The 13,360-nt window shown below is 54.6% G+C and carries 13 protein-coding genes; 8 read left to right on the forward strand and 5 right to left on the reverse strand.

Annotated elements, in window-relative coordinates:
* Positions 1-4: 4 nt before the first annotated feature.
* The 5 genes from ACHUEV_RS13955 to idi form a co-directional block, all read right to left on the reverse strand.
* On the reverse strand, positions 5-697 hold the full coding sequence (locus ACHUEV_RS13955) for a dimethylsulfonioproprionate lyase family protein (RefSeq protein WP_394180866.1): 693 nt from the start codon (positions 695-697) through the stop codon (positions 5-7).
* A 61-nt stretch (positions 698-758) separates the two neighbouring features.
* Complete coding sequence (locus ACHUEV_RS13960; RefSeq protein ID WP_394180868.1) at positions 759-2,486, reverse strand: peptidoglycan -binding protein; 1,728 nt, start codon at positions 2,484-2,486, stop codon at positions 759-761.
* Between the two features lie 3 nt (positions 2,487-2,489).
* A complete protein-coding gene (locus tag ACHUEV_RS13965; protein WP_394181075.1) occupies positions 2,490-3,572 on the reverse strand; it encodes a biopolymer transporter ExbB in 1,083 nt (360 codons plus the stop codon).
* Positions 3,573-3,725: 153 nt separating this feature from the next.
* On the reverse strand, positions 3,726-4,256 hold the full coding sequence (locus ACHUEV_RS13970) for a gamma-glutamylcyclotransferase (protein ID WP_394180869.1): 531 nt from the start codon (positions 4,254-4,256) through the stop codon (positions 3,726-3,728).
* 55 nt (positions 4,257-4,311) lie between these two features.
* The gene (idi, locus tag ACHUEV_RS13975; RefSeq protein ID WP_394180871.1) at positions 4,312-4,851 is read right to left on the reverse strand and encodes an isopentenyl-diphosphate Delta-isomerase; all 540 of its coding nucleotides are present in this window, start codon (positions 4,849-4,851) and stop codon (positions 4,312-4,314) included.
* A gap of 146 nt (positions 4,852-4,997) precedes the next feature.
* Between idi and ACHUEV_RS13980 the strand changes: the two genes are divergently transcribed.
* The 8 genes from ACHUEV_RS13980 (at position 4,998) to ACHUEV_RS14015 (ending at position 13,359) form a co-directional block, all read left to right on the forward strand.
* Complete coding sequence (locus ACHUEV_RS13980) at positions 4,998-5,780, forward strand: ThuA domain-containing protein (protein WP_394180873.1); 783 nt, start codon at positions 4,998-5,000, stop codon at positions 5,778-5,780.
* The gene (locus ACHUEV_RS13985; RefSeq protein WP_394180875.1) at positions 5,777-6,826 is read left to right on the forward strand and encodes a Gfo/Idh/MocA family protein; all 1,050 of its coding nucleotides are present in this window, start codon (positions 5,777-5,779) and stop codon (positions 6,824-6,826) included. Before ACHUEV_RS13980 ends, ACHUEV_RS13985 begins: the two co-directional genes overlap by 4 nt.
* Before the next feature lie 196 nt (positions 6,827-7,022).
* Positions 7,023-7,430, forward strand: coding sequence for a hypothetical protein (locus ACHUEV_RS13990; protein ID WP_394180877.1), 408 nt, complete (start codon positions 7,023-7,025; stop codon positions 7,428-7,430).
* 91 nt (positions 7,431-7,521) lie between these two features.
* Complete coding sequence (locus ACHUEV_RS13995) at positions 7,522-8,361, forward strand: flagellar motor protein MotB (RefSeq protein WP_394180879.1); 840 nt, start codon at positions 7,522-7,524, stop codon at positions 8,359-8,361.
* A gap of 96 nt (positions 8,362-8,457) precedes the next feature.
* On the forward strand, positions 8,458-9,777 hold the full coding sequence (locus ACHUEV_RS14000; RefSeq protein ID WP_394180881.1) for a flagellar hook protein FlgE: 1,320 nt from the start codon (positions 8,458-8,460) through the stop codon (positions 9,775-9,777).
* A gap of 21 nt (positions 9,778-9,798) precedes the next feature.
* Positions 9,799-11,247: a flagellar hook-associated protein FlgK gene (gene flgK / locus ACHUEV_RS14005; protein ID WP_394180883.1), complete on the forward strand. Its 1,449-nt coding sequence runs from the start codon at positions 9,799-9,801 to the stop codon at positions 11,245-11,247.
* Between the two features lies 1 nt (position 11,248).
* Positions 11,249-12,253, forward strand: coding sequence for a flagellin (locus ACHUEV_RS14010; protein ID WP_394180885.1), 1,005 nt, complete (start codon positions 11,249-11,251; stop codon positions 12,251-12,253).
* The gene (locus tag ACHUEV_RS14015) at positions 12,253-13,359 is read left to right on the forward strand and encodes a flagellar basal body P-ring protein FlgI (protein ID WP_394180887.1); all 1,107 of its coding nucleotides are present in this window, start codon (positions 12,253-12,255) and stop codon (positions 13,357-13,359) included. Before ACHUEV_RS14010 ends, ACHUEV_RS14015 begins: the two co-directional genes overlap by 1 nt.
* Position 13,360 lies beyond the last annotated feature (1 nt).

Here is a 13,360-nt window from a genome sequence, read left to right on the forward strand (position 1 = left end):
GCAGTCATTTTGGTTTGCGCGCCGCGCTTAACTTCATCTGGGGTTCCGCAAGGCGCTCACCGGGGCCAACCCACGCATAGGCAAGCAGGCAGGGATCGCGGTCGCCAGTCGTAATGCGGTGCTCGTCTCCGGGCCGATTGAAGATCAGCGATCCGGGCGCATACACCGCCGTGTTGTTTTCAGACCATGCGCCTGAGATCGAAACATAGCTTTCTTCGATATCTTGATGGCTGTGCTGCGGGTAGGTCGTGTTGGGGGCGAATAAAACGAACCCCAAAATCAACGTGTCGCATTGGACCGGACCTTGGGGGCCTAATATCTCGCAATATGCGTATTTCTGGCCGAGTGATTTTGAAACCTTTTCATAGCCGTATTCCCAAGACAGGCAGTCTTTGACTTCGCGCAGGGCGCGGGCCATTCCCTGCATTGCCGCGCGTTCGCCCAGATCCAACGCGCGTGGAAAATGCGCTGTGACGGGCTTTTGTGTGGCAGGCCGGTTAATCAAGTGCGGGTTCTTTGCTATCGTTGCAGACAGTCGATCGCGCACGCGTTTGCGGTGGCTTCTGATCGGGATGCTGCCACCATCTGACCAGAACCTGTAAAGGGAATCGATCTCTCGCAAGAGGTACACCCAGTTCGGGCAGTCCATCAGCCTTGGCGCTTCATTGCCATCTGTAAGATCAGGTGTTTGGTTCATTGCAGAACCCAAGCACAAAGATTGGGATTCTCGCAAGGATTTCTATCAAGCCAGAAGGGCGTTATCGCTCGGTGAGCTTTAGCTCGATCCGCCGATTTTGTGCGCGTGCTTCTGGCGTGTCGGCCGGGTTCAGCGGTTGGAATTCGCCGAAACCATTCGCGGCGAGTCGACGTGGATCAATGCCCAGTTCTTCGGACATGAAGCGCACGACGGACAGCGCACGCGCTTGGCTCAGTTCCCAGTTGTCACTGTAACGCCCGCCGCCTGACACGGGGATGTTGTCGGTATGCCCATCAACGCGGATTACCCAATCGATCCCAGCAGGAATGTCGTCGGAGATACCGCGCAAAATACCTGCAATATTCGCGATTTCGGCCTCACCAAGTGGCGACAGGCGCGCGCTTCCGGGTTCAAACAGAACCTCCGATGAAAACACGAAACGGTCACCTTCGATCCTAACGCGATCCTGCCCTTCTAGGATTTTGCGGAGTTCGCCAAAGAAGTCCGATTTAAACTGCTCTAGGTTTTGGGCCTCGGCTTGCAGGCGCTCAGCTTCTTGGGCCAGACGCGCCGTTTCCGCTTCAAGGCGGATACGCTCCGCCTCTTCCAAGGCGCGGCGCTGGCGTTCTTCCGACGCAACACGGGCAAGTGCGGTGTTGAGTTGAGAACCGAGAGTTTCAATCTGAACCTGCGCTTCACGGTCTGATTCTTCGGCAAGGTTCAAAAGACCTTGGAGGTTTGAAACCTGCCTACGCATTTCCGCAATCTGTTCGTTCAAAAGCGCAACCTGCCTTTGGCTTTCTGCTGATACGGCCTCTTCTGCCTGCAATGCCTCGTTTGCCATCGCAAGCAGCTGCGCTTGGCGCGCGGCTTCGGTGACTTGGTTCGATTGGTTGCCCTGCATCTGGGCCAGTGCGGCGCGTGCTTGGGCCAACTGAACGCTTAGGGTGTCGTTCTCATTGCGTAGTGAATTCCGGATGGCGTCCAGCTCTTCTTGTGCGGCCCGTGCCGCAGCCAAAAGCGTTAGGGTTTCTTCGGCCTCGCGACGCTGCTGTTCAAGGTTCAACGTCATGGCCGTTAGTTCTGTGTCGGCATTCGCAAGGCGTTCACGCAATGCCGCCGCCGCCGCCGCATCGGTCAGCTGTTCTGTTTCCAACGCCGACAGCTGCGCAGATTTTTCCGAGGCTTCGGTTTCCAATTCTGCGACCATCGCTTCGAGAGCTTCACGACGCGCGGCGGCAAGGCGGGCTTCTTCGGTGCCAGCGTCGATTTCGCTACGCGCCTGCGCAAGCTCAAGGTTCAGCGCGTCTTGTTGAGACATCAGATCGGCTTGATCGGCCAACAGCTGGGATTTTTCGGCCTCTAGGTTCGCGACATTGGTGCGCGCGGCGTTCATGTCAGAAAGTAGCCCAGCGACTTGGGCTTCGAATTGTGTGATCTCGGATTGGGCGCGTGCCAGCGCTTGCTCTTGTTCTTCGCGGTCGGCGATCAACGATGCGATGCGGTTAGCCTGACGCGTTGCTTCGGCGTTTGCGGCGTCTAGGTTCGCGGACAGTGCCGAATTACGGTTGCGTTCAAGCCCCAACGTACTGGCAAGCGCTGCGACCTCATCGTGCAGTGTATCCAGTTCGCTTTCTTGCCCCGATATCGTTTCCTGCAGCACGAATTGGATCACCATAAAGATGGTAAGTACGAACATCAGCACCAATAACAGGCCTGTCATAGCATCGACAAAACCGGGCCAGATGGCGTTTTGGAAACGGTTAGATGATCTGCGGCTTAGCGCCATGGATCAGCCTCTGTCCTTGATTGCACTTGCCAATGCGGCCAAGTCGCCGCGTAGGTCGCCAATGCTTTCTTGGCGGCCGGCGGACATTTCTTCCAAGATGCGCAGCAGTTGCACGTCGATCGAACGCAGCCGCATCCGACTTTCGGCGTCGATGCCTTCCATCCCGCTGTCGTCCAGCTTTTTGATCAGCTTTTCCTGCCCCTCGGCGACGCGCACAAGCATGTCGTTGTTGTCATTTGCTTTGGTGGTGTGGGTCAGCTGTTCAACAGCAGCGGCAAGGCTCGCAAATCGTGCGTCTGTTTGTTCGCGTTCGGCGTCGTTTTGGCCGATCATGACCTGCATGGTGTCCATCAGTTCACCCAGCTGATCAACAAATGAATCCATGGCACCCAGATTGCTTCCGCCGCCTTCTTCGCCGTCGATGCCGACCCGTGTGATGGTCGATAGCCATTCTTCGAGCTCGCGATAGAACCGATTTTGACCGTGGCCAGCGAACAATTCAAGCAATCCAACAATCAGTGACCCAGCAAGGCCCAGCAAAGAGCTAGAGAACGCTGTGCCCATACCGCCAAGTTGGCTTTCTAGCCCGGCCTGTAGCCGTCCAAATACGTCTGCGCCGCTTTCGCCTTCGCCGGGATTCAGCGAACGAATGGTGTCAACTAGCGCGGGCACCGTTGTTGCCAGCCCATAGAAGGTACCCAAAAGCCCCAAGAAAATAAGCACGTTGCCAATATAGCGCGTGATTTCGCGGTCTTCGTCGATCCGCTGCGCAACAGAATCTAGGATCGACCGGCCAGAGCTGGATGAAACCTGCGTCCGAGCGCCGCGTGACCGCAGCAATGTCGCCAATGGCGCAAGCAGCGACGGCGCTTTGGTAAAGTTATGACCGCCCGTTTCTTTAGCAAAATGTTCAATCCAGCGGACCGAGTTTATCAGTAGAAAAACCTGGTTAATACATGACAGAACACCCAGCACAAAAACGGCTAGGATAACCCCGTTCAGGTAGGGGTTTGATTTGTAGATCGCCACGATTTGATTCAGGCCTAGGTAAAACCCGGCCCCGACCAGCCCAAGAACCACCAGCATGAAAAAAATCTGCCGAATAGGCTGCGAAAATTGCGGCTGCGCTTTGGCTTCCCGTTTGTCCGACACAGATGGGAGTCCTTATTCTTGAATTATTCTATTGGCTCATACCATTAACGGCACTTAGCCAAGCATAAAATTATAATGGTGGCGAATTTATGTTGCCGTCAAGGCACGCACCCGGTCGACCAGCCAAGCCATATCGTCATCACGGATACCGAGCTGGGTTAGATGCGCAGCGGTATTGAATAGGTATTCTGTGTTAGGTCCACGCCCGCCAATGGCGCTGGAAATCATCTGCGCCTGCCGTTCGAGGTCGTATTGGCAATATTGCGCATGATGGGGGTCGATAACGTAAGCCAGCGCGCGGATCGTATCGTCATCATCGGTTTTAAGGTCGACGTGTTCTTCGAAATATGCGGACGAAATCAGCTCTCGCTCGCGCAATTCGGCAAGCACTTTGTTTTCTTCTGCGGGGGCCACCTGAAATGCCATCCCGGTGCAGCGCGCACCCGGTGAAGCATCAAGCGCAAGCACTAGGCCTGGTTCGTCTTCGGATCCGCGGTGATGGATCGAAAGCATGCAAAAACTGCGGTGATAGTCGTGCAAGCAGGCTTTGACGGCGTTTACCGGAGTAAAGCCAGGGTTCCACAGAAGCGAACCGTATCCAAATACCCAAAGCGACATCATGCATTCCTTTTCCTGATGACCATAAACACCGGAATTGCCCAAACGAAAAGACTTAGCGCTGCGCCATCCCCAAGTCTCCGAAAATTGCTGTGCTGTGCTCTTGCAAATAGATCTTAAGCCACGGCGTATAATTGGCAGGGTGTCGTGCTACGTCAGCGGAAAGATCGTAAAAATCGACCCATCGCGTTGCCATGACTTCTTCTGCATTTGGAGTGAAAGCCAGATCATCAGGGGCGTCGGCGACAAAGACCTCGACCACCTCATGTTCGATCAACCCGTTTCCGACATCGGCCCGGTATTCAATCTGATCACGGTGGCTGGGATACAGGCCGGTAATGCCCAATTCTTGGTCCAGCCTACGCACGGCACAATCGCTGTCGGCTTCGTTCCACAGCGGATGTGTGCAGCAGGTATTCGCCCACAGTCCGGGTGTGTGGTATTTTTCAAGCGCACGTTGCTGGATCAGAACCCGACCTCGGTTCATCACAAACACGCTGACAGCTTTGTGTTTAAGGCCTTTTTGGTGGACCTCTAATTTTTCAACGGGGGTCAATGTCCCGTATACCCATGCGGGAATCATTTGTTGTGGCATTGGTACGACCCAGTTTGTTCGCCGCACATATAGCGGTGAACCGGCCTGATTACACCCCGACACAATGCCTCAGAATGATCGCACCTTGCGTTCTGAAAAACTCTGACGCAACGTCGCTTCAAAGCGCTTTGAGATGGAGTTGAGAAATGACAATTCGTGCGGTGGTCTGGGGCGAAAATGTCCATGAACAGACGAATAAGGTGGTGTCAGAGATATACCCTGATGGGATGCACAACGCGATTGCGGCGGCCCTGAATGGCGACGGCGTGACGGCGACGACGGCAACACTGCAAGACCCGGAACACGGCTTGACCGAGGAACGGCTAGCCGAAACGGACGTTTTGCTTTGGTGGGGGCATGCCGCCCATGGCGATGTATCCGATGAGGTCGTCGAGCGCGTAGCGGATCACGTGAATGCGGGCATGGGGCTTATCCTGCTGCACTCTGCGCACTTTGCGAAGATCTTTAAACGACTGATGGGTACGCCCTGCAATTTGACATGGCGCGAGGCTGGCGAACGCGAACGCCTTTGGGTCACGTCCAGAAACCATCCGATTGCTGCTGGGCTGCCTGATCATTTTGAGCTTGAGAACGAAGAAATGTATGGCGAACCCTTTGGGGTTCCAGAACCGCTTGAGACTGTGTTCATCAGTTGGTTCCAAGGCGGAGAAGTGTTCCGTTCCGGCCTGACCTACAAACGTGGGGCAGGGAACGTGTTTTACTTCCGTCCCGGCCACGAAACCTACCCCACCTATCACGATGCAAACGTGCAGCGCGTTTTGCAAAACGCTGTTCGTTGGGCCCATAATCCTGCGCCGCGTGTCGTGGGGGTAAATGATGCGCCGAATGTGCCCGTAGAACAGGCCCTAGAGCCGATCAAGGAACGCGGTCCGCGCCTTCACGAAGACGGCGAGGAAGGTTTCCGATGATCCGTGTCCTGATCGTTGGCACAGGTGGCATGGCCAACCAGCACGCCGAGGCTTACGCCGCGATGGACGGCGTTGAAGTCGTCGCCGGCGTCGATCCAAATGCGCATAACCTGCACGAATTTAACGCCAGACACGGCATCACCCATGCCTTTGATCAGGTGCAAGACGCGATTGATTGGGGAGAATTTGATGCGGTGTCCAATGTAACCCCTGACGCCGTTCATCATCGGACGACATTGCCGTTCCTTGAGGCGGGCAAGCACGTTCTTTGTGAAAAACCACTTGCCGCCAATTACGAAGATGCGGCTGAGATGGCCGCCGCCGCACAGGCTGCTGGTGTGGTGAATATGGTGAACCTAACCTACCGCAATGTCCCTGCGTTGATGCAAGCTGCGGAAATGGTCGCGGCTGGTGATATCGGTGAGGTACGCCATTTCGAGGCGTCATACCTTCAAAGCTGGTTGACCCAACCAACATGGGGCGATTGGCGGACAGAGGATCAATGGCTTTGGCGATTGTCGACCGCACATGGGTCGATGGGCGTGTTGGGCGATGTTGGGGTGCATATCTTGGACTATGCCACCTTTGCCGCCGGGTCGGATACCGCACGTATTTCTTGTCGTCTTAAGACCTTTCGCAAGGCAGAGAACGACCAAATCGGTATCTATCCGTTGGATGCGAATGACAGCATGACCATGCAGCTCGAGCTTGAAAATGGGGCCGTTGGTGTCATCCATGCCAGCCGTTTTGCCAGCGGTCATATCAATGATCTAAGCCTACGCTTGTTCGGTACGAAAGGCGGGCTTGAGGTGCGGTTTGAAAACGAGATCAGCACCCTAAGATCGTGCATCGGTGGAGATATGATGACAGGTGCTTGGACAGACATTCCACCTGCTGAAATCCCAACCAATTACGCGCGATTTATTCAGGCAATTCGTGACAAAACGATGGTTGATCCAGATTTTTCACGGGGTGCTGCATTACAGCGCGTTTTGGACTTGGCTGTGACATCAGACACAGACGGATCACGCGATCAAGTTCTATAAAATTAGCACCGTACGGTGCTAATTTTGACTTTTTTTCTTAATTGGGGTTGAGTTTATTTGTGAAATTTCGCCCTTTCCGTGCGCTGTACGGATTTGTGCAAATATTTCAGAAATGATTTTCAAGTAGGGCGTATCGTCGTGCCTACTGCAGGTCGCTGGCCCGTTCGCTGCGTCGGTACGGATTGGAAGGTTTGATATGAACGAAATCCTCGTCCCGTTGGCTGCCGCTGACCTGATAGATCGCATCGTTGTCCTACAGTTGCAGATTGAAACAACAGTACATGGGCAACAGGATGGCCGCATCATCCGACAGAAAAAACTACTTGATAGACTTGCCAGCCGGGTGCTGCCTGATGACCCAGATCTGCACAGAATGCAGCGAAACCTTTATAACGCGCGATGTGATTTATTAGCGATCGAAGAAGACCTGCGTGCATGCGACGAACGCGCAGAATTTGGTGTGCCTTTCGTGGCGCTCACGCGGGCATTTTTAGCGTCGCGCGACGCGCTAGACCACGTCATGACAGAGCTTCGCGATCATTTGACCAAACCATTGCTGTTAAATGAAGAGTACGCCGGGATTCACGGTTCCCGTGACGCTTAATCAAACGCATTTTAGGTAACTTCGCCGCTTAATGATGCATTCATAACTTAGACACTACCTCTGTTCTTGGGTGAGCAAATAGGTGGTGGAAATGAGTGCCGGAACAAATGCACCGATAATTATTAAGCGCAAAAAAGTGGTGGCGGGTGATGGCCATCATGGTGGCGCGTGGAAGGTCGCCTATGCTGACTTTGTCACTGCGATGATGGCGTTCTTTATGCTGATGTGGTTGTTGAATGCGACGACCGAACAGCAACGCAAGGGCATTGCTGACTACTTTTCGCCCACGATTCCGATTAACCGGATTTCGGGTGGTGGCACGGGCGCTTTCGGTGGTTCGAACCTGTTCACCGATGATTCCTATGCCCAGAGCGGGACGGGAATCAGTCAACCTACCATCGGTCAAAATCCGGTTCGCTCTGAAGATAATAACCCCGGCGAAGCAGCCGCAGTCGCCGCGCAAGTCGCTGCCCTGCGCGACATTGAGGCTATTCTGATGGGGAGTGGCGGCGAAAGCATGCTGTCGGATCAGGCGTTACGCCACATTATAACGCGTTTGACCGACGAGGGCCTGATCATCGAAATTTTCGACCTTCCCGATGCTGAACTGTTCGTGGCGGACACGACAACGCCTCATCCGATCACTGCCGAAATTGCGGCAATTCTGGCGCGCCTGTTTCAGATTGTGAGTAATCCGGTCGTAGTCAAAGGGCACCTACGGGCCAAGACCATTCTGGCGCTTGACAATCCGATTTGGGAACTTTCAACCGGCCGCGCCGCGCAGATGCGCCTAATGCTAGAAGCGGGTGGGTTAGACCCGCGTCGCATCACGCGTTTGACAGGCAGTGGTGACCGGACACCAGCCGTCGCCGACCCAACCGCACCGCGCAATAACCGTATCGAAGTGGTGCTGCTTCGGTCTGATCGATAGCAAGAAATGAAATGGATTTTATCTGTTAGGGCGACGTTAAGTTTGGGTCTTTAGGCAAGAGTAGAAGAACGACCTCGGACGCAGAAAGGCTCAGCCATGACTATTTCCTCATCATTGAACGCGAGCGTTGCCGGTTTAGCGGCGAATGCATCGCGCTTGGCGACGATCTCTGACAATATTTCGAACTCATCGACCTTCGGGTACAAACGCGCCGTTACAGATTTCCACTCAATGGTTATCGAAAGCGGTCAGGGCAGCTATTCGGCAGGCGGTGTTCGGGCTTCGACCGCACGGTTGATTGACCAACGCGGGGCGTTAGTGTCGACATCAAACCCAACCGACTTGGCAGTGCGTGGTCGCGGCATGCTTCCGGTTACGACACAGGCGTCTGTTGCAGCTGGTGGGGACAACCCGATGATGCTGACGACGACGGGCTCGTTCCGCACCGACGCAGACGGCTATTTGCGCACGACAGGTGGGTTGGTCTTGATGGGGATACCAGCAAACCCAGATGGTACGATCCCGACTTACCCACGCGACTCTGCCGATGCATTGCAGCCGATCCAAATCAATGCGAACCAATTTGTAGGTGAACCTACGACACAAGTAGAACTGGCCGTAAACGTACCCGCGACATCCGCACGTGAAGGATCAGCGGGCGAGATCGAAACACTGTCGGTCGAATATTTTGATAACCTTGGTGCGTCATCCACTTTAAGCTTTTCATTCACGCCAACAGTTCCGGCAACCGGGGCATCGAACGAATGGACAATGGAAATTCGCGACAGCGAATCTGATGTCGATGCTGATGGAAATCCAGATGTGGTCGGCACGTATGTTCTGACCTTCGACGATTCTCGCGGCGGAGGCGGCACGCTTGCAAGTGTCGTTGACACTGGGCCGGGTGGTGCCTACGATCCAGTGACAGGGTCCTTAACCGTTTCCGTTGATGGTGGCCCGATTGAGATCAACATCGGCGAACTCGGAAGCTCTGCTGGCCTTACCCAACTGTCGGACGCCTTCGCACCCGTTTCAATCACTAAAGATGGCGCGCCTGTCGGTAACATGACCTCGGTAGAGGTCGACGAAAGCGGATACGTCCGAGCGAGTTTTGATACTGGTACCAACCGAATTCTATATCAGATTCCACTGGTGGATGTTCCAAATGTGAACGGGCTAGAGGCGCTTGACCAACAAAGCTATCGGGTAACGCCAGATAGCGGGACCTTCTTTCTTTGGGATGCTGGCGATGGACCTACGGGAGACATCGCAAGCTATGCACGTGAAGAATCGGCAACCGACGTCGCCGGGGAGCTGACGGAACTGATCCAAACCCAGCGCGCATATTCGTCAAACGCAAAGGTCATCCAAACCGTTGACGAGATGTTGCAGGAAACCACCAACATCAAACGCTAATCCTGTTAGGAGCGACGAACGATGAGTATTTCAAGCGCGCTGAACAATGCGGTCGCCGGGTTGACCGCGACCTCTCGTATGGCCGAGGCAGTGTCGTCAAACCTGTCCAATGCCCTAACAGAAGGGTACGGTAAGCGTTCAGTCGAATTGTCGTCCGTGCAGGTGGGGAACGTGGGCGGCGGTGTAAAAGTAACGGGTATCGTTCGTTTCACGGATGCCGGGATATTGAATGATCGTCGTCTTGCCGATTCCGCGCTTACGAGCCAACAAGAAACTGTAAGCACACTCAATCGGCTTGAACAAAATCTGGGCGGCCCCAACGACAGCGCCAACCTTGTCGGAAAGCTTGCCGCGTTTGAGACAGCTCTTATTAGCGCAACAGCCGATCCTGCCTCTGAAACCCGCCTCGCTAGCGTCGTTAGTAGGCTAGGTGACATCACGGCGACTCTACAAAGCAACACCCGAGACATCCAAACGCATCGGCAAGAGGCGGACGCAGAGATCGCGAATAGCGTGGAGCAACTAAACACCTCTCTCAAGCAGGTCGAACAGTTGAATGCAGACATAGTGCGCATGCGGGGCGCAGGCCAAGACGTTTCTGCGTTGCTTGATGCGCGGCAGGTCGCGGTCGACGAAATCGCGAAAATCGTTCCAATAAGGCAGGTCGACCACGATAATGGAACCGTTGGGCTAATGACGACAAGTGGCACGACACTGTTGGACAGTCGCGCAGTTGAATTTGGTTTTGCCGCAACGCCAACGATCACGGCGGATATGACACTCGCTTCGGGTGCGCTCGGTGGGATCACATTGGATGGCGTTCCCTTGGATACGGCTACGGGGGTGGGGCGCTTAAGCGGGGGGGCACTTGGCGCGGCGTTTACACTGCGTGACGAAACGCTGGTTGATCTACAGCAATCGCTTGACGAAGTTGCCGTTGATCTGATTGCACGCTTCGAAGACCCAGCAACCGATCCAACCTTGAATGCAGGCGATCTAGGGTTACTCACAGAGGAAGGTAATCCACTAAATCTTAGCGATGTTGCCGGGCTTGCAGGGCGAATTGCAGTGAACTCGGCCATCGACCCCAATAGTGGGGGCGAACTTCACTTGTTGCGTGACGGATTAAATGCTGCAACTGCCGGGTCATCGGGCGATGCCGCGCAGTTAAATAATTGGCTTGATGCGCTGGGCGTCGCTAGGGCGGATGCAGCGGGCGTTTCAACCCGTTCCGCTGCAGGGCGCGTCTCTGACTTTACAGCAAAAATCGGCACCGCACGTCTGAGCGCCGAAGAGCAGTTGAGTTTTACAGCAGCGCGTTGGGATACTATCAAGTCTGCGGAACTTGCGAACGGAGTCGATACGGATATCGAGCTTCAAACGCTGATGCGAATTGAGCAGGCATATGCCGCGAACGCAAAAGTTCTCGAAACAGCGGATTTCATGATGCAACGACTGATGGAGATATAAGATGCCAGTCAATCCTGTGGGTGACATGGCACAGCAGTTTAACGCAATGCGTAACACTAGCGTGATCAAATCTGACCTGGCTAGGTTATCTGAAAGCATGTCGACCGGAAACGTCGCGGACATAACGCGGCATCTAAACGGGGAAACCACGCTATTGTCGGGAGTCAATTATTCACTTTCTCAGCTTGCCAGTTACACTGTTGCGGGGCGCGAAACGGAACAGCGCCTAGCAAACATGCAGATTGTTTTGGGCCAGTTGGACAGTGCTAGCCAAAAGACGAGTAGCCAATTGCTGCTCGTCAGTAATAATTCATCCTCTGATCAGGTGACCGAGGCCGCGCGAGCCGCGAGGTCAACATTCGATACGATGGTAAATCTACTTAACACTCGCGTCGGTGATCGCGCGTTGTTCGGTGGAGCTAAAGTGGCGAATGCACCGCTGGCAAGCGCAACTGACATGTTGGCGGATATTCAGATAGCTATCGGTGGTGCGACGTCACAAGCAGCTATTTCAGCCGCGGTTTTAGACTGGTTCGACAACCCCGCAGGGGGATTTGCGACCATGGGGTACCTAGGTGACACCGGTCCCGCAGTAAAGAAACGTCTGTCGGATTCGACCACGGTGACCATAGACGCGCGCGCGGACGACCCCGCGATCCGCGATGCATTGAAATTCGCCGCACTCGCGGCCGTCACTCACGAAATGTCGGGGCTCGATGTTGGCACGCGGTCTGGTCTCCTTCAAGAATCTGGTATTGGTCTCTTCTCCACAACAAGTGCCCTTGTGGGGGTTCAGTCACGAATTGGCTTCGTAGAAGAAACGGTTTCGCGTGAAATTACCGAGATGAGCGCGGAGTCTACGGCGCTGGCTATCGCAAAAAATGATCTTGTCGCCGCTGACCCGTTTGAGGCGGCGTCGCGGCTCCAAGCGGTGCAATTGCAGCTTGAAACACATTACGCGGTAACTGCGCGAATGTCCCAGCTCTCGTTATTGAGTTTTATCTGATGAACATTTTCAAAGTAGTATTGTGCTGCATCGGACTAACGGCAGCTTTCACCACAGAGGCGGCACCGATCCGTATCAAGGATCTCGTAGAGTTTGACGGTGTACGCTCAAATGACTTGGTGGGTTACGGGCTAGTCGTTGGGTTGAACGGAACAGGTGATGGCCTTCGTAATTCGCCATTCACCGAAGAGATTCTAAGCAATATACTAGAGCGGTTGGGTGTGAATGTGACCGGTGAACAATTCCGCCCCAAGAACGTAGCGGCGGTTATCGTGACGGCAAGTTTGCCGCCGTTTGCGCGTGCAGGCAGTCCGGTAGATGTCACGGTTTCCGCTATAGGTGATGCGAATAGCCTACTTGGCGGCACGCTTATCATGACGCCTTTGAACGCAGCGGATGGTGACATTTATGCGGTCGCACAGGGTACCATAATTGCGGGCGGTGCATCTGCCACAGGTGATGGTGCAAGCGTGGTACAAGGCGTTCCGACAGCCGGCGTAATTCCGTCGGGCGCCACAGTCGAACGCGAAGTCGCCTTTGACTTTGCAGCGATGGATACGCTACGCTTGGCATTGCGGACGCCTGACTTTACGACCGCCGGCCGCATCGAGCAGGCAATAAACCAAGATTTTAAGCGAGGGGTCGCGGTCATGTTGGATGCCGGCACTGTCGAGCTGAACATCTTGGCAACGCGCATGGCTTCGCCAGCACATGCTTTGGGTCGGATCGAAAACATTCTGGTAGAGCCCGAGCGGCGCGCACGCGTTGTTGTGGATCAACGATCAGGAACGATCGTGATGGGCGAAGACGTTCGAATTAGCCGCGTTGCGGTGAGCCAAGGTAATTTGACTTTGCGGATCCAAGAAGCGCCGTTGGTGTCACAACCAAATCCGTTTTCACCGGGAGAAACAGTCGTCGTTCCACGCACAAATGCCGCCATAGTCGATGAACCGGGGATTGGTCTGGCGGAAGTAAATGAAGGCACATCCCTAAGTGAGGTGGTCGCTGGGTTGAACGCGCTTGGCGTCGCGCCACGCGACATGATCGACATATTGAAAAGCATCAAGGCAAGTGGAGCGCTGCACGCTGAGTTTATTGTCCGCTAGC

Origin of the sequence: Yoonia maritima, from assembly GCF_043641945.1 — a bacterium.
In the GTDB taxonomy this organism is placed as follows: domain Bacteria; phylum Pseudomonadota; class Alphaproteobacteria; order Rhodobacterales; family Rhodobacteraceae; genus Yoonia; species Yoonia maritima_B.